The 17,514-nt window shown below is 69.4% G+C and carries 12 protein-coding genes; 5 read left to right on the top strand and 7 right to left on the bottom strand.

The genetic code is table 11. The features are described from left to right. Positions 1-18 precede the first annotated feature (18 nt). Genes ACZ4M3_RS10490 through ACZ4M3_RS10475 form a run of 4 tightly spaced genes read right to left on the bottom strand, consistent with a single transcriptional unit; the run spans position 19 to position 7,914 of the window. On the bottom strand, positions 19-1,755 hold the full coding sequence (locus tag ACZ4M3_RS10490) for a GAF domain-containing sensor histidine kinase (RefSeq protein ID WP_467731188.1): 1,737 nt from the start codon (positions 1,753-1,755) through the stop codon (positions 19-21). A gap of 24 nt (positions 1,756-1,779) precedes the next feature. Beyond that, the gene (cydD, locus tag ACZ4M3_RS10485; protein WP_467731187.1) at positions 1,780-5,334 is read right to left on the bottom strand and encodes a thiol reductant ABC exporter subunit CydD; all 3,555 of its coding nucleotides are present in this window, start codon (positions 5,332-5,334) and stop codon (positions 1,780-1,782) included. A gap of 54 nt (positions 5,335-5,388) precedes the next feature. Beyond that, complete coding sequence (gene cydB, locus ACZ4M3_RS10480) at positions 5,389-6,390, bottom strand: cytochrome d ubiquinol oxidase subunit II (RefSeq protein ID WP_467731186.1); 1,002 nt, start codon at positions 6,388-6,390, stop codon at positions 5,389-5,391. Positions 6,391-6,408: 18 nt separating this feature from the next. Further along, positions 6,409-7,914, bottom strand: coding sequence for a cytochrome ubiquinol oxidase subunit I (locus tag ACZ4M3_RS10475; RefSeq protein WP_467731185.1), 1,506 nt, complete (start codon positions 7,912-7,914; stop codon positions 6,409-6,411). 194 nt (positions 7,915-8,108) lie between these two features. Here ACZ4M3_RS10475 and ACZ4M3_RS10470 point away from each other — a divergent pair, with 194 nt between their 5' ends. Continuing rightward, complete coding sequence (locus ACZ4M3_RS10470) at positions 8,109-8,477, top strand: cyclophilin-like fold protein (RefSeq protein ID WP_467731184.1); 369 nt, start codon at positions 8,109-8,111, stop codon at positions 8,475-8,477. Between the two features lie 25 nt (positions 8,478-8,502). Here ACZ4M3_RS10470 and hisC read toward each other — a convergent pair whose 3' ends face one another. After that, on the bottom strand, positions 8,503-9,585 hold the full coding sequence (gene hisC / locus ACZ4M3_RS10465; protein WP_467731183.1) for a histidinol-phosphate transaminase: 1,083 nt from the start codon (positions 9,583-9,585) through the stop codon (positions 8,503-8,505). Positions 9,586-9,947: 362 nt separating this feature from the next. On the opposite strand from hisC, the gene ACZ4M3_RS10460 reads away from it, so the two are divergent. The 3 genes from ACZ4M3_RS10460 to ACZ4M3_RS10450 all read left to right on the top strand — a co-directional run bounded on the left by ACZ4M3_RS10460 (position 9,948) and on the right by ACZ4M3_RS10450 (position 13,476). Next, positions 9,948-11,063, top strand: a complete 1,116-nt coding sequence (locus ACZ4M3_RS10460) for a LacI family DNA-binding transcriptional regulator (RefSeq protein ID WP_190185544.1) — start codon at positions 9,948-9,950, stop codon at positions 11,061-11,063. Positions 11,064-11,297: 234 nt separating this feature from the next. After that, a complete protein-coding gene (locus tag ACZ4M3_RS10455; RefSeq protein ID WP_467731349.1) occupies positions 11,298-12,512 on the top strand; it encodes a metallophosphoesterase in 1,215 nt (404 codons plus the stop codon). Positions 12,513-12,660: 148 nt separating this feature from the next. Next, positions 12,661-13,476: a hypothetical protein gene (locus tag ACZ4M3_RS10450; protein WP_467731182.1), complete on the top strand. Its 816-nt coding sequence runs from the start codon at positions 12,661-12,663 to the stop codon at positions 13,474-13,476. A 79-nt stretch (positions 13,477-13,555) separates the two neighbouring features. Here the strand turns inward: ACZ4M3_RS10450 and thiC are convergent, their stop codons facing one another. Beyond that, complete coding sequence (gene thiC / locus ACZ4M3_RS10445; protein WP_467731181.1) at positions 13,556-15,343, bottom strand: phosphomethylpyrimidine synthase ThiC; 1,788 nt, start codon at positions 15,341-15,343, stop codon at positions 13,556-13,558. A gap of 211 nt (positions 15,344-15,554) precedes the next feature. On the opposite strand from thiC, the gene ACZ4M3_RS10440 reads away from it, so the two are divergent. Next, positions 15,555-16,958, top strand: coding sequence for a YibE/F family protein (locus tag ACZ4M3_RS10440; RefSeq protein ID WP_467731180.1), 1,404 nt, complete (start codon positions 15,555-15,557; stop codon positions 16,956-16,958). Positions 16,959-16,988: 30 nt separating this feature from the next. On the opposite strand, the gene ACZ4M3_RS10435 is transcribed toward ACZ4M3_RS10440, so the two are convergent. Next, complete coding sequence (locus tag ACZ4M3_RS10435) at positions 16,989-17,438, bottom strand: SsgA family sporulation/cell division regulator (protein ID WP_453351833.1); 450 nt, start codon at positions 17,436-17,438, stop codon at positions 16,989-16,991. Positions 17,439-17,514: the final 76 nt, after the last annotated feature.

Here is a 17,514-nt window from a genome sequence, read left to right as displayed (position 1 = left end):
GACGAAGTCGACGAAGTCCTAGAGCGGGACCTCCCACACGACGGTGGTCCCGCCTCCGTTCTCGGCGATGCCCGGGCCGTGCCAGCTCGCGCCGCCCAGCGACTCGGCCCGTCGGTGAAGGTTCCGCAGACCACTGCGCCGACCGCCCTCGGCGATGCCCACGCCGTCGTCGGCGACCTCGAGCCGCACACCCGGCCGGCCATCGGCCAGGTGAACCGTGGAATCCACCAGGACTTCGATCCGGGATGCCTCCGCGTGGCGGAACGCATTCGACAGGGCCTCGCGCAGGGCCGCGATCAGGTTCTTGCCCACCGTTTCGCCGACGGCCGCGTCGATCGGCCCGATGAACCGGTGCGCGGGTTTGAATCCCAGCGGTACGGCGGCCATGTTGATCTCGCGCAGCACCCGGGTACGCAGGCCCGACGGGGCCTCGGCCGGTCCCTGCTGGAGCGCGAAGATCGCTGTGCGGATCTCCTGGATCGTCACGTCCAGCTCGTCCACCGCCTTGCCGACGCCGTCACGGACCTCGGGGACAATGGACCGGCGCTGAGCCCCCTCCAGCATCATTCCGGTCGCGAACAGCCGTTGGATCACGAGGTCGTGCAGGTCACGGGCGATCCGGTCGCGGTCCTCGAAGACCGCGAGCCGTTCCCGGTCGCGCTGGGCCTCCGCCATCATCAGCGCGAGTGCCGCCTGCGAGGCGAACTGCGTGGCCAGGGTACGTTCGGCCTCGCTGAAGGGCCGACCGCCGCGCGCTCTGGGGGTGACCAACGCACCCAGCACCCGGCCGCCGCTCTGCAGGGGCACCAGCATGCAGGGCCCGTACTGGCTGGTGAGCCGGCTGATCATGCGGGAGTCCGCGGCGGCGTCCTCGACGAAGACCGGTTCGCCCCGCAGCAGCTCGTTGACGACGGGGCTTTCGGGAGGGATCACCACGCCGAGCGAGGTGGCCGGGTTGTCGGAGGAGACGGCGACGATCTCCATTCCGCCGTCCTCGGCGGGCAGCATCACGATCCCGGCGGCGGAGTCGGCCAGCCTGCGAGCCTGCTCGGCCACGACGGCGAGCGCGTCGTCCGCATCCCCTCCGGAGAGCAGGGCCGTGGTGACGGCCACCGAACCGTCGATCCAGCGCTCGCGCTGGGTGGCGGCCTCGTACAGCCGGGCATTGCCGATGGCGATGCCCGCTTCCGTGGCCAGGACGCGGACCATATGGACGTCGTAGTCGTTGAACTCGACGCCACCGTCCTTTTCGGCCAGGTACAAGTTGCCGAAGATCTCTCCCTGCACCCGGATGGGAACGCCGAGGAAGCTCTTCATCGGTGGGTGGTGAGCCGGAAAGCCCGCCGCACGCGGATCCTTCGTCAGGTCCCGGAGCCGCACCGTGTCGGCGTGTGAGATGAGCGCCCCGAGCAGGCCCCGCTTACCGTCCGGGCGGTGCCCGATCTTCCGGGCCAACTCATCGCTCAAGCCGAAGGTGACGAAATCGGACAGACCGCGACGGTCGGTGTCGACGACTCCGATCGCCGCGTAGCGGGCGTTGGCGAGCTCAGCGGCCGTCTCACAGATGCGGTCGAGCGTGGAGTGAAGTTCCAGGCCGGTACCGACCGAGCGCATCGCCTCCAGCAGTTGCGGCACTCGGGCGGTGAGTTCGGTGGACAGCCCCTGCAGACCGCGAGTGGTGCAAGCGGCCGCCTCCAGCGGGTCCGGTGCTGCCCGTGATGGTTGCGACGATTCCTGAGACTGCTCCGCTGACATGCCCTTGAGCCTAGTTAGTCCCAATTAGCTGTGAAAGTCGGCGAACGTACCATCGGTCTCGCGTTCGCGCTCCAGAAGCCGTCGCAGCGGCCCCTCGATCGTGGCCAGTTCCTCGTACGCACCGCGCTGCACGACGCGCCCCCGGTCCAGCACGAGCACCTCGTCCACCGCCTCCAGGCCCGCCAGCCGGTGCGTGATCAAAACGGTGGTGCGCCCTTCGGTGGCGGCCAGCAGGTCCGCCGTCAGCGCGTCCGCGGTGGGCAGGTCCAGGTGCTCGGCCGGCTCGTCCAGAACGAGTACGGGGAAGTCCGCGAGCAGCGCCCGGGCCAGTGCCAGCCGTTGGCGCTGACCACCGGACATCCGCTCCCCGTGCTCACCCACCAGGGTGTCCAGCCCCTCCGGGAGGCTGTCGACCCATTCCAGCAGCCTGGCCGATGCGAGCGCGTCCCGCAGCCGGGCCTCACTGGCATCGGTCCGGGCCAGTCGCAGGTTCTCCCGCACCGAGCTGTCGAAGAGGTGTGCGTCCTGGGCACACAGACCGACGAGGCTCCGTACGTCGTCGCTGTCCAGGGTGCGCGCTTCGGTACCGCCGAGGGTGTACGCGCCTTCCCGCGGGTCCAGGAACCGCAGCAGAACCTGCGCCAGCGTCGTCTTGCCCGAGCCGGACGGGCCCACAACGGCGATGCGGCGGCCCGCTTCCAGGGTCAGGTCCAGCCCGTGCAAGGCGTCCGTCTCCTGCCCGGCGTGCCGGGCCGCGATGCCCGTGAGCCGCAGCGGGAACGGCGAGGCGGGGCGCCCGGCGGCCTGATCCGGCTCGATGACCGGCACGGGCGCGTCGATGACCTCGTAGATCCGCTCGGCGCTGCGGCGGACCCGCTGCCGGTACTGGACGGCCTGCGGCAAGCCGGTGACGGCCTCGAAGGCGGCGAGCGGGGTCAGCACGACCACGGCCATCGCCACTCCCGCCAGCCGGCCGTCGGCCACCGCGTTCGCACCGAGTGCGGCAGCGCACACCACGGTCAGCCCGCAGACCAGGGCGGACAGGCCACTGCCCAGTCCGGTCGCGGCGGCTCCCCGCGAGGCGATCGCGGTCAGGCTCCGGTCGCTCTGCTCAGCGGCGTCCTTGCGCCCTTCCAGCGCGCCGGCCACGGTCAGCTCGGCAGTGCCGGTGAGCAGATCGGCCACCCGGGTGGCGAGTTCACCCCGGGCCGGAGCGAGCCGGCGCTCCGCGCGGCGGGCCACCGCCCCGCTCACCAGCGGCACTCCCACTCCAGCCGCGAGCAGTCCGACGGCGAGCGCGGCCCCCGCCTCGGGCAGCAGCCAGGCGGTGAAGGCGACCGAACCGAAACCGACGAGCACGGCGGTACCGACCGGCAGGAGCCAGCGCAGCCAGTAGTCCTGAAGGGTGTCGGCGTCGGCCACCAGCCGTGACAGGAGATCTCCTCGCCGCTGCTCGCGCAGTCCGGCGGGGGCGATCCGCTCCAGTCGGCGGTATACGGAAACCCGCAGGTCGGCCAGCATCCGCAGCACCGCGTCATGCGAGACGAGCCGCTCGGCGTAGCGGAAGACGGCCCGTCCGATGCCGAAGGTACGGGTGGCGGTGACGGCCACCATCAGATAGAGCACGGGCGGCTGTTCGGAGGCCCGGGAGATCAGCCATCCGGACACGGCCATCAGCCCGACGCTGCACCCGACCGCCAACGCCCCGAGCAGCAGGCCGAGACGGAACCGCCCCTGCCAGGCCTTGGCCACCGCCCTGACCCGGGTCAGCGGATGCACGCCACTCGTACTCCGCCCGAGCCCCTTCCCGGACCGTTCGGGCGCCTTGCCGAGGATCCATTCGCCGGGGCCCGCCGGTTCGCCCGCGGAGCGCACGGCCGCCCGCCCGGTCGATTCGGCGGAACCCGGGGCCGGAGCACCGACGGCCCCCGCCCCCGGTCCGGCCGCCGCAAGCTCGACCACCCGGTCCGCGACCGCGAGCAGGGCCGGCCGGTGCACGACCAGCAGTACGGTCCGGCCCACCGCGAGACGCCGGACCGCGTCGACGACGGCCGCTTCGGTCTCCCCGTCCAGCGCTGCGGTCGGCTCGTCCAGCAGCAGTACCGGCCGGTCCGCCAGGAACGCCCGCGCCAGCGCCAGCCGCTGGCGCTGGCCGGCCGAGAGCCCGGTCCCGCCCTCACCCAGCGGTGTGTCCAGGCCCCCGGGAAGCTCGGCCACGAACTCCCATGCCCCGGCGTCGCGCAGCGCCTCGGACACCGCCTCGTCCGAAGCGGCGGGCCGGGCCAGCCGTACGTTCTCGGCGATCGTCCCCGCGAACAGGTGCGGCCGCTGCGGCACCCAGGCGATCCGCTCCCGCCACTGTTCCAGCGCCAGTGCAGGCAGGTCCGTGCCGCCGATCCGCACCCTGCCCGAGGTGGGCTGGACGAAGCCCATCAGGACGTGGAGCAGGGTGGACTTCCCGGCCCCGCTCGGTCCGGTGAGGGCGACGCATTCTCCCGGTTCGACGGCCAGCGAGACGGGGCCCGGGGAATCCTCACCCCGTCCGGGGTATCGGACCGCCACCGCGTCGAGCTCGATCCGCAGGCCTCCGGCCGGCACCCGGCCGGTCCCGCCCGAAGCGGTCACCGGCGTTTCCAGGACGTCGAAGATCTCCTCCGCGGCGGACAGGCCCTCCGCGGCCGCGTGGTACTGGGCCCCCACCTGGCGCAGTGGCAGGTAGGCCTCGGGGGCCAGGATCAGGATGACGAGCCCGGTGTACAGGTCCAGGTCACCGTGGACGAGCCGCATGCCGATGGTCACCGCCACCAGCGCCACCGACAGCGTTGCCAGCAACTCCAGGGCGAACGAGGACAGGAACGCGATGCGCAGCGTCCGCATCGTGGCCTGGCGGTAATCGTCGGTGATCTTTCGGATCGATTCGGCCTGGGCCTTGGCCCGACCGAAGACCTTGAGCGTCGGGAGCCCGGCCACCACGTCCAGGAAATGCCCGGACAGCCGGGACAGCAGCCGCCACTGGCGGTCCATCCGGGACTGTGTCGCCATGCCGATCAGGACCATGAACAGCGGAATCAGCGGCAGCGTGACCACGATGATGGCCGCCGAGACCCAGTCCTCAGTGACGATGCGGGCGAGCACCGCCACGGGCACGACCACCGCGAGCCCCAGCTGGGGCAGGTAGCGCGAGAAGTAGTCGTCCAGCGCGTCCACACCGCGGGTGGCGAGCGCCACCAGCGAGCCGGTGCGCTGACCGCTCAGCCAGCCCGGTCCGAGCTCCGCGGCCCGGTCCAGCAGCCGCCCTCGTAGCTCCGACTTGACCGCCGCGCCGGCCCGGTGCGCGGCGCGTTCCGTGAGCCAGGCGATCAGGGCTCGCCCCAGAGCCACCGCCGCGAGCAGCAGCAGTGGCGTCCGGAGCGTCTCCGCGTTCAGCCCCTTCTCGAAGGCGCCGACCACGATCTCGGCGATGAGCATCGCCTGTCCGACGACCAGCCCCGCCCCGGCAAGCCCGAGGGCCACCACCGCAGCCAGGAAGAGGCGGGTGGAACGGGCGTAGCGCAGCAGGCGCGGGTCGATCGGTTTCACGTGAAACATCCCCTCGGGAGGGTCAAGCGGGAGAGTCGGTCAGCGCGCGCCGGGTCAGTGCGCGTCGACGATGTGCTGGGTGCCGATCCGCTTGCGGAACACCCAGTAGGTCCAGCCCTGGTAGAGCAGCACGACCGGGGTGGCCACCCCTGCGCACCAGGTCATGATCTTGAGCGTGTACGGGCTGGACGATGCGTTGGTGACCGTGAGGTTCCAGGCGTCGTTCAGCGAGGAGGGCATGACGTTCGGGAAGAGCGTCAGGAAGAGCATCGCGACGGCTGCCGCGATGGTGATCCCGGACAGCGCGAACGACCAGCCTTCACGGCCGGCCATGTTGCAGGCCAGGGCCGCGACGAGTGCCGCGACCGCGATGGCCATGGCGATCAGGCTCTTGCCGTCACCGTGAGAGAGCTGGGTCCAGAGCAGGAAGACCAGCGCGAGGACGGCGGTGACGATGCCCAGCCGGGTCGCGAGCCGGCGCGACCGCTCCCGGATGTCCCCGACCGTCTTGAGTGAGGCGAACACGGCGCCGTGGAAGGTGAACAGGCTGAGCGTGACGAGACCGCCGAGGAGCGAGTACACATTGAGCAGGTCGAGGAAGGTGCCGACGTACTCCTTGTGCTGGTCGATCTTTACGCCTCGGACGATGTTGGCGAACGCCACGCCCCACAGGAACGCGGGGATCAGCGAGGTCCAGAAGATCGCGTGTTCCCAGTTGGTCTGCCACTTGTCCTCGGGACGCTTGTGCCGGTATTCGAAGGCGACACCTCTGACGATGAGGCAGACCAGAATGATCAGCAGCGGCAGGTAGAAGCCGGAGAAGAGGGTGGCGTACCACTCGGGGAAGGCGGCGAAGGTGGCGCCGCCGGCGGTGAGCAGCCAGACCTCATTGCCGTCCCAGACGGGCCCGATCGTATTGATCAGGACCCGCTTCTCCCGCCGGTCACGGGCGAGCAGCTTGGTGAGTACGCCGATCCCGAAGTCGAAGCCCTCCAGGAAGAAGTAGCCGATCCACAGGACGGCGATGAGCACGAACCAGACGTCGTGGAGTTGCATGGTGTGGTCTCCTCAGCCTCAGTACGAGAAGGCCATCGGCCGGTCGGAATTCTGGTCGTCCCCGCCGATCTTGGTGGGCGGGTTGAGGTCGGCCTCGGTGAGCTCCGGAGGCCCGGCCTTCACGTACTTCACGAGCAGCCGGACCTCGATCACGGCGAGCACGGCGTAGAGGGCGGTGAACACGAGCATCGACGTGAACACCTCGCCCTGCGTGACGCTGGGCGAAACCGCGTCACGGGTGCGCAGGACTCCGTAGACGACCCACGGCTGGCGACCCATCTCGGTGAAGATCCAGCCCCAGGAGTTGGCGATCAGCGGGAAGCCGAGCGTCCCGATGGCGGTGAGCCAGTACAGCCGGGTGAGGCGCGGATTCAGAGCGGTCCTGAACAGGACGAGGTGTGGCCGTTCGTCGTCGCTGGTGCGCAGGGCGGCCGGGAGCAGGAACTTGCGGCGGGTCAGCCAGAGCCCCAGGGCGCCGATGCCGAAGGACGCCATGCCGAAGCCGATCATCCACCGGAAGCCCCAGTAGGCGACGGGGATCGCCGGCCTGTAGTCACCGGGCCCGTACTTCGCCTGCTCGGACTTGTTGACGTCGTTGATGCCGGGCACGAAGGAGCCGAAGTCACTGTCCGCGAGGAAGGACAGCAGGCCGGGCAGTTCGACGGCGACCTTGTTGTGGCCCTTGTCGACGTCGCCGACTGCGAAGACCGAGAAGGGCGCGCTCTTCTCACCGTCCCAGAGCGCCTCGGCCGCCGCCATCTTCATCGGCTGCTGCTTGAACATGACCTTGGCGAGCGTGTCGCCGCTGATCGCCGTCAGCAAGCCGCCGATGACCACGGCGACGAGGCCGAGCCGCAGCGAGGTGCGCATCACGGGGATGTGCTTCTTGCGCAGCAGGTGGTAGGAGGCGATGCCCACCATGAAGGCACCGCCGGTGAGCACGGCCGCTGTAAGGGTGTGGAAGACCTGTGCGACGGCCGTGTTCTGGGTCAGGACCTGGAGGAAGTCGGTCAGCTCGGCGCGTCCGGTCTCCTTGTTCATCCGGTACCCGACCGGGTGCTGCATCCAGGAATTGGCGGCGAGGATGAAGTACGCAGAGAGGATGGTGCCGATCGAGACCATCCACATGCAGGCGAGGTGGATCTTCTTGGGGAGCTTGTCCCAGCCGAAGATCCACAGCCCGATGAAGGTGGACTCGAAGAAGAAGGCGATCAGCGCCTCGAACGCCAGCGGAGCCCCGAAGACGTCACCGACGAACCGCGAGTAGTCGGACCAGTTCATACCGAACTGGAATTCCTGGACGATGCCGGTGACGACACCCATCGCGATGTTGATCAGGAACAGCTTGCCCCAGAACTTGGTGGCCTTGAGGTACTTCTCCTTCTCGGTGCGTACCCAGGCGGTCTGCAAGATCGCGACGAACGCGGCGAGCGAGATCGTCAAGGGGACGAAGAGGAAGTGGTAGACGGTGGTGATACCGAACTGCCATCGCGCCAGAGTCTCCGGCGCCAGAGCCAGATCCACGTCGTCATCTCCTTCGGGTCGCCGTGGGTCATCCAAGCCGCAACCCCGCCTGTTACATCCCACGCGAGGCAGGACAAAACAGGCGAGCTTGTGAACGCGTTCACATTCACAAGCATTATGGCGCACACACGTTTCGATCTTTTCGCCGGGGGTCCCCCTAGCCAACAGATTCAACAGATTGTTGAATGCGGCTCATGAAGATTCGAATCAGCTGGCCCGCGGGCCAGCTCACCGCCACCCTGGAAGAGACCCCGACCAGCAAGGCCCTGTCCGCGGCCCTGCCGATCTCCGCCTCCGCCCACACGTGGGGCGAGGAGGTCTACTTCGACACGGGCGTCTCGGTCGCACTGGAGCACGACGCCCGACAGGTCGTCGAGCCGGGCACCGTCGCCTTCTGGACCGAAGGCGATGCGCTCGCGCTGCCGTATGGCCCCACGCCCATCTCCCGGGCCGGCGAGAGCCGCCTCGCGAGCCCGTGCAACGTACTCGGCTCTTTCGACGGCGAGCCGCGCCTGCTGGCCACCGTCCGCGACGGCGACCCGATCCGCGTCGAGCTCGCGTAATCGGGTCCCGCCTTCCGCGCTGCGGCTACAGCTCCTTGAAGAACGCCTCCGCCGTGTGCAGGAAGATGTCATTCGCCTCGGATTCGCCGATCGTGATCCGCAGGCCTTCGCCCGGGAACGGCCGGACCACCACACCGGCCTTCTCGCAGGCCGCCGCGAACTCCACCGTCCGCTCCCCCAAGCGCATCCAGACGAAGTTCGCCTGCGTGTCCGGGACCACGGTCCAGCCCTGGGCGAGCAGCGTGTCGTACACCCGCTTGCGCTCGCAGACGAGCGAGCCGACCCGCCCGAGCAGCTCGTCCTCGGCCCGCAGCGAGGCGACCGCCGCGTCCTGGGCGAGCTGGCTGACTCCGAAAGGGACCGCCGTCTTACGGAGGGCCGCCGCCACCGGTTCGTGCGCTACCGCGAAACCGACCCGCAGGCCGGCCAGTCCGTACGCCTTGGAGAAAGTACGCAGCACGCACACGTTCGGGCGGCTGCGGTAGAGCTCGATGCCGTCCGGGACGTCCGTGTCACGGACGAACTCCCGGTACGCCTCGTCCAGGACGACCAGGACGTCCGACGGCACGCGGTCCAGGAACCGCTCCAGCTCGGCCCGGCGCACCGCGGTACCGGTGGGGTTGTTGGGATTGCAGACGAAAATCAGCCGGGTCCGCTCGGTGATCGCCTCCGCCATGGCGTCCAGGTCGTGCACGTCCCCGTCGGTGAGCGGAATCTGCACGGAGGTGGCACCGGAGATCTGCGTGATGATCGGGTACGCCTCGAAGGAGCGCCAGGCGTAGATGACCTCGTCGCCCGGCCCGGCCGTCGACTGGATCAGCGACTGGGCCACGCCCACCGAACCGGTTCCCGTCGCGATGTGTTCGACCGGAACGCCGAAGCGCTCGGCGAGCTCGTTCACCAGGCCCGTGCAGGCCATGTCGGGGTAGCGGTTGAAGTGTCCGGCCGCCGCGACCGCGGTCTCCAGGACCCCCGGCAGCGGGGGGTACGGGTTCTCGTTGGAGGACAGCTTGAACGCGACGCGCCCGTCCGCCGGCGCGGGCTTGCCCGGCTTGTAAGTGGGGATGCCGTCCAGCTCGGCGCGCAGCTTCGGGCTCTTCTCGCTCACCGCAGGTCCTCCTCGACCGTCCCGTCGACGTCTCCGTCGACTCAATACTGCTCACCTTATGAGGATTCCGCCGATCGGAGAATGGCGGGCGCCAGAATCACAGGGGGAGCGCGCGCATATATGCGCGCGCTGGTGGCCTGCGCCGTGGCGCGCGTCCCTCGTGCAGGTGAGTTGAGAACTGTCCGAGACCGCACCGTTTCGGCAGGCCCATCGTCGCCGAGTGGCGCCTTAGCCGTCACGAACGATCAATGGCCTTGCATTCCAAGGTCATTGGGGGTGGCGAACCGTGCAGAATCGTGCCTGTCAACGGGTGCATATGCAGCCGGACCACCCACCCCACCGAGCCCTACTATCGGCTCGCCATGACAGCAGCAGGGAAGCATCAGGTGAGCCGGACCGAGACCACCCGGCGGGTCGGCGGCCGACAGGGCCGGGCCGGCATCAGGGACGTGGCCGCCGCGGCCGGCGTCTCCATCACGACCGTCTCCGACGCGCTCAATGGCAAGGGACGGCTGCCCGACGCCACCCGCCGCCACGTTCGCGAAGTCGCCGACCGGCTGGGCTACCGGCCGTCCGCAGCAGCACGCACCCTCCGTACCGGCAAATCCGGCCTCATCGGTCTGACCGTGACCACGTACGGGGATGAACCTTTCACCTTCACCGAATTCGCGTACTTCGCGGAAATGGCCCGGGCCGCCACCTCCGCCGCGCTCGCCCGGGGTTACGCCCTGGTCATCCTCCCCGCCACCTCACGCCACGACGTGTGGTCCAACGTCGCCCTCGACGGCACCGTCGTCATCGACCCGTCCGACCACGACCCCGTGGTCAGCGAGCTGGTCCGGCAGGGCCTGCCGGTGGTGTCCGACGGCCGTCCGGCCGGCTCCCTCCCCGTCACCGCCTGGGTCGACAACGACCACGAGGCCGCCGTCCTCAACCTCCTCGACCACCTCGCAGCCGCGGGAGCCCGCAGGATCGGACTCCTCACCGGCACCACGACCGACACCTACACCCGGCTCTCGACCACCGCATACCTCAGCTGGTGCGAGCGCGTCGGCCAGGACCCGGTCTACGAGTCCTACCCGGCCCACGACCCGTGTGCGGGCGCCGTCGCCGCGGATCGGCTGCTCGCCCGGCCCGACCGGCCCGACGCCGTCTACGGGCTCTTCGATCCGAACGGCACCGATCTGCTCGCCGCCGCCCGGCGCTACGGTCTGCGCGTCCCGGAGGACCTGCTGCTGGTCTGCTGCAGCGAATCGACCGTCTACGCCAACACGGAACCGCCCATCACGACGCTCTCCCTCAAGCCGCGCCGCATCGGTACGGCCGTGGTCCAGCTCCTGATCGACGCCATCGAAGGCGTCGACACCGGCCGGCCCGTCGAGCAGGTCGTCCCCACCGAACTCATCATCCGGACCTCCTCGCAGCGCAGGCAGCCCCGCACGACCGTCAGCCCGCCCCGTTCGCCCGCCCAGGACTGATCACACGCCTGCGTGCGGGACTTGGCGACACTCCGGCGGGGCCAGACGGCCTCGCCGGATTCTTCAACAATCCCCAATATCGGGAGAAAGCGGTAGGAAGGATCGGCTCCGGCCAGGATTCACCACCCCTGGTGCGTCACAGAGCGCGAGCTGCATTCCTATGATGGGCGCACGACATCACGGACCCTCCGCCATGGAGGCGGGGAGGGTCCGCAGGTGTACGGCAGTGCGACGGTGGTGGAGGGGTCGATGACTCAGGGGGCCGGTCAGGGACCCGCGATGCGGACGGACACGCTGCGGGACTTCCGGGTTCCCGGCACCGAACCCGCCCCGTACGCCGCGTCCGTCGGCATGCCCGGGGAGGCTCCCGTCTACGGCGAGTACCCGGCGTACTACGAGGAGGGCGCTCCCGTGCCCCCGCGGCCCGCCTACGCGCCCGAGGCCGCTCCAGCCCCCGCGCCCGGGCCCGACGCGCCTCCCGCACCCGCCGCCCCGCAGGACGAGGACCCCGACGGCTACACGCCCACACAGCGCGACCTGCCCGTCATCGGCCGCGGTGCGGCCGGCGGTCCCGGCGATACCGTCCAGGTCCAGTACGTTCCCCAGGAACCGGCACCCGGCGGTCCCGGCCCCCTGTACGTCGTGGGCGACGTGCACGGATACCTGGACGAGCTCGTCAGCGAACTCCAGGCGCAGGGCCTGATCGACGCCGATGGTCACTGGTCAGCCGGCAACGCCCGGCTCTGGTTCCTCGGCGACTTCACCGACCGCGGCCCCGACGGCATCGGCGTCATCGACCTCGTCATGCGGCTCTCCGCCGAGGCCGCCGCCGCCGGCGGCTACTGCAAGGCCCTGATGGGCAACCACGAACTGCTGCTCATCGGCGCCAAACGCTTCGGTGACACCCCGGTCGTGTCCGGCGCCGGGACCGCCACCTTCCAAGCCGCCTGGCTGCTCAACGGCGGTCAGCGCACCGACATGGAACGCCTCCAGGACGTTCACCTCCAGTGGATGTCGCGGCTCGACGCCGCCACGCTGGAGGACGGGCACCTGCTGCTGCACTCGGACACCACCGCGTACCTCGACTACGGCGACTCCATCGAGGACGTCAACGACACCATCCACGAGCTGCTCACCCGCAACGACGCCGACATCACCTGGGACCTCTTCCGCAAGTTCACCAAGCGGTTCGCCTTCCGGGACGAGGAAACGGGCCCGCAGGCCGTCCGGGAGCTCCTCGGGACCTATGGCGGCGGCCGCGTCGTGCATGGCCACAGCCCCATCCCGTACCTGCTCGGCGAGGTGGGTACGGAGGACGGCGACGACTCCCACGGCCCCGAGACGGTCGACGGCCCACACGTGTACGCGGACGGTCTGGCCATCGCGATGGACGGCGGCGTGACGATGGCCGGCAAGCTGCTCGTCGTCCAACTCCCGCTGAACGACTGAGCATTCCCCGACCGGGGTATTTCCGGAAAGCCCCTGTCACCTCGTGGCATGGGCGCTCTACCATCGCTCTATCCGCAGCAGGCTCTCCTCCGTTTGTGCCGGCGCCCGAATCTACGCGGGCATACCGGCTTGTACGGAGCATCGGGGGATGCACATGACCAGCGCTCCGCACCTGCTCACCGAAGACCGACCGGAGTTCGATCGGCTTCTCGACGAGGCGCTGCGCACGGCGAACGAGCGGCCGGAACTCGCCTCTCTGGGCGAACGGCTGAACGCCGAACAGTTGCGCACCATGGCCATGAGTGCCACCGCCTTGCTGACGGCGGCGGCCGCGGCCGAGTACGACCACTACGTGAAAGTCCGCGCGGAGCTGCGCGACGAGCATCTGTCGGCCCCCGGCACCTCGGGCGAGCGCGACGGGGACGAGCAGGGCGGCGGCGTGGGCGTGAGCGCCGTGGTCGCCGTCCTCGCGCCGGTCCTGGCCGGCACCGCCATGCTGATCTTCCTGTTGGTCGGGTACAGCCTCAAGATGATCGATCCCGAGCCGGCCTTCGCCCGGACGATGCTGACGGCGGGGTGGCTCTTCGGCGGGCTCACCGTGGCCGCGCTGCTCTTCGCGGTGATCGGGCTGCTCGTGACCGCTGTCCGCAACAGCTCCACCGAGGTAGCAGCGGAGGAGACGATGGCGGTACCCGACGAGCTCTCGCGCGCTCGGGAGGCATGGCGCAACGCCCTGCTGGAACGCGGCATCATGCCGTTCCTCCGGGACGCCCTGGCCGACCCCAGCGCAGGCCCCGGGTATCCGACCCCTCGCACGCCGCATGCGGGGCGCATCCCCAGCCTGGGGTACACCCGGCCGGACTTCACCAGCCCCGGAGCCCCTGCCCAGGGTCCGCTCCCTGACTACACCCCACCGGACTTCACCAGCCCCGACTTCGGCGGCTCCGAGCCCGACCGGGAGTGATGTTTCACGTGAAACACCCGCGTGGAACGGGCCCGCGATTCCCCCCATGGGCCGCGGGTCCGTTCCGTGCGGGCTGCCCTCAGTCGGCCAGCGGAAGGTAGACCCGGTTGCCCGAGGCCGCGAACTCCGCGGACTTCTCCGCCATGCCGGCCTCGATCTCGTCGGCCTTGAGGTCTCCGCCGTGTTCGCGGCGGATGTCCTGGGAAATCTTCATCGAGCAGAACTTCGGACCGCACATCGAGCAGAAGTGCGCGGTCTTGGCCGGCTCGGCCGGCAGGGTCTCGTCATGGAACTCACGGGCGGTGTCGGGGTCGAGGGCCAGGTTGAACTGGTCCTCCCAGCGGAACTCGAACCGTGCGTCCGACAGGGCGTCGTCCCACTCCTGAGCGCCGGGGTGGCCCTTCGCCAAGTCCGCGGCGTGCGCAGCGATCTTGTACGTGATGACCCCGGTCTTCACGTCGTCCCGGTTGGGCAGGCCCAGGTGCTCCTTGGGCGTGACGTAGCAGAGCATCGCGGTGCCCCACCAGGCGATCATCGCGGCGCCGATGCCTGAGGTGATGTGGTCGTAGGCGGGAGCGACGTCCGTGGTCAGCGGGCCGAGGGTGTAGAACGGCGCCTCCTCGCAGATCTCCTGCTGGAGGTCGATGTTCTCCTTGATCTTGTGCATCGGGACGTGGCCCGGTCCCTCGATCATCGTCTGCACGTTGTGCCGCTTGGCGATCGTGTTCAGCTCGCCGAGCGTCTTCAACTCCGCGAACTGCGCCGCGTCGTTGGCGTCCGCGATGGAGCCGGGGCGCAGGCCGTCGCCCAGCGAGTAGGTGACGTCGTACGTCGCGAGGATCTCGCAGAGCTCCTCGAAGTTCGTGTAGAGGAAGTTCTCCTTGTGGTGGGCGAGGCACCACGCGGCCATGATCGATCCACCGCGCGAGACGATGCCGGTCTTGCGCCGGGCGGTCAGCGGCACGTACGGCAGCAGCACGCCGGCGTGCACCGTCATGTAGTCGACGCCCTGCTCGGCCTGCTCGATGACGGTGTCCTTGTAGATCTCCCACGTCAGCTCTTCGGCGCGGCCGTCGACCTTCTCCAGCGCCTGGTAGAGCGGCACGGTGCCGATCGGGACCGGAGAGTTGCGGAGCACCCACTCGCGCGTCGTGTGGATGTTGCGGCCGGTGGAGAGGTCCATGACCGTGTCGGCGCCCCACTTGGTCGCCCAGGTCATCTTGTCGACCTCCTCCTCGATCGAGGAGGTGACCGCGGAGTTGCCGATATTGGCGTTGACCTTCACCAGGAACCGCTTGCCGATGATCATCGGCTCGATCTCCGGGTGGTTCACATTGGCCGGAAGTACCGCGCGGCCTGCGGCGATCTCCTCGCGGACGACCTCGGGAGAGACGTTCTCGCGGATCGCGACGTACTCCATCTCCGGGGTGATCTCGCCCCGGCGGGCGTATGCGAGCTGGGTGACCGCCGCCCCGCCGCGGCCCCGGCGGGGCTGGCGCGGGCGGCCCGGGAATACCGCGTCGAGGTTCTTGAGGCCACCTCGCGGCGAGGTGTGCTTGATGCCGTCGTCCTCGGGGCGCACGGGACGTCCCGCGTACTCCTCGGTGTCTCCGCGCCCGATGATCCAGTTCTCGCGGAGCGGGGGCAGCCCCCGGCGGACGTCGGTCTCGATCTGCGGGTCGGTGTACGGACCGGACGTGTCGTAGAGCGTCACGTCCTTGCCGTTGGTGAGGTGGACCTGGCGGACCGGCACCCGGATGTCGGGGCGGGAGCCCGCCAGATATCCCTTGTGCCAGCCCGGCTGGCGCGCGGTCTGGCCGTCGGCGCCCTGGCTGACGGCAGGCGTGCGTGCGTCCTGAATGGTCATGTGACCTATCTCCCTACGCCGGCATTACCCGGTAACAGGTTCGGCGGTCGACGCAGCCTCTTCCCGCACCGCCCTTCGGCGTGCGTACGGTGATCAGCGCCCTCTCAGCCCGGTGCTCCGAGCTCCCGCGTTGTGCAAAGTAGCCCCCACGCTAGCGTCATCTGTGGCGTGCTGAATAGTGGGCCCCCTCATCTCTTGCGATGATCTGCCGGTGACGTCTTCGCCGCTGTCTCCCACCAGTCCCCCCGAGCCCACCGGTCCCGGCGACCACGGGCACGTCCCGCACGGCCTTGGCCACGGGCCGTCCCACGGGTCCGGTCACGGGCATGCGCACAGCCACGGCCACGGCCCGGCGGCACCCGTCTCCAAGCACCTGCGCAAGGTCATCGCCGCCGTGCTGATCCCCTTCGCGGCCGCCGTCTTCGTCGGGATGGTGGTGCTCTGGCCCGGCGGAGCTCCGGCACACGAACGGACCGGTGTTGGGTTCGACCGGCAGACCCAGCAGGGCAAGGTCGTCGCGTTGGCGAGTGTCGACTGCAAGTCCGTCAACGCCTCTCAGGTCCCGGCCACCGGCGACACCTCGACCCCGTCGGGCCGCGAGGCGACGGCGGAGCAGAGCGGGGCGTGCAAGAAGGCGACCGTCGAGGTCGGTACCGGCCCGGACAAGGGCCGCACCTTCTTCGAGATCGTCCAGCCGGGGGCTCCACGGCAACTGGCCAACGGCCAGGAGGTGGTGGTGGCCTACGCGCCGGACGCGCCACGGGACCTCCAGTACTCGGTCATCGACCTGGACCGGAAGTTCCCGCTGGCTCTGCTGGCCGGCATCTTCGCCGTTGCCGTCGTCGTGGTCGGGCGGATGCGCGGCGTCTTCGCCCTGGTCGCACTGGTCGTCAGCTTCGGCGTACTGACGCTCTTCATCCTCCCGGCGATCTTGCAGGGCTCCAACCCGCTGGTCGTAGCGGTGGTCGGGGCCAGTGCCATCATGCTGATCGCGCTCTACATGTGCCACGGACTGACCGCGCGCACCTCGGTCGCCGTCCTCGGAACGCTGGTGTCACTGCTGCTGATCGGACTGCTCGGCTCGGGGTTCATCGACTGGGCCTTCCTCAGCGGCAACACAGACGACAACACAGGACTGATCCACGGTCTCTACCCGGACATCGACATGAGCGGTTTGCTGCTCGCGGGCGTGATCATCGGATCGCTCGGTGTCCTCGATGATGTGACCGTCACCCAGACGTCCGCGGTCTGGGAGCTCCATCAGGCCGATCCCACGATGGGATCACGCGCTCTCTACCGGGCCGCCATCAGGATCGGGCGGGACCACATCGCCTCGGTGGTCAACACGCTGGTGCTCGCCTACGCGGGAGCGGCGCTTCCCCTGCTGCTGCTCTTCTCCATCGCGAACAGCAGCATGGGTTCGGTGGCCAACAGCGAGTTGGTCGCCGAGGAGATCATCAGGACGCTGGTGGGCTCCATCGGGCTCGTCGCCTCCGTGCCGGTGACCACCGCCCTGGCCGCACTGGTGGTCTCCGCCGACCGGCCGGCAGCTTCGGCGACCACCACGGCAGCGGGACCGGTACGGGCAGGCCGGGGGCGGCGGCGCAAGCGCTGAGCCGAGGGGCCGAGTGGGCGACGGAGGGACTCAGCCGGCGTTCTGCTCGTTCTGCCGGGATTCGGCAAGGATCTTGTCGAGTGCCTCGTCGAGCGTGCCCTCGAAGTCCCCGAGATTGCGCTCCTGACCGAGCGGAACGAGCCGGTCGGTGCGGTCGAGGAAAGCGACCAGCGGCGCGGCTCCCGCGCGGAACAGGGCTCGCTCCCCGCCCACCTGGAGCCGGATGTGGACGTCCGACAGTTCGTCAGGATGGGACGGAGCAATGTGCACATCGCCGTCGCCGCACGGCTTGTTGATTCCATCGAGGAGCAGTTCCCGGCCGAACGCCCAGGTCACGGGCGCGTCCCCGGGAAGGTGGAAGGTCAGCCGCACTGCGTAGGGGTCATGAGCGTCGTACCGGAGTTCCACCGGGATCCGGAAGGAGAGCTCCTCGGAGACGAGAAAGCTCATCATGACCTCTGCCTGTACCGACTCGCGCATTGCCTACCCCGATGTTGTGGAAGTGGCCAGGAATGGTCCCCCCGTGGGCCCTCTTGACAAGAGTGGTGGAAGCGCT

The sequence above is a fragment of the Streptomyces sp. NPDC026522 genome (assembly GCF_055567555.1).
This window is presented reverse-complemented; position numbering and strand designations above follow the sequence as displayed.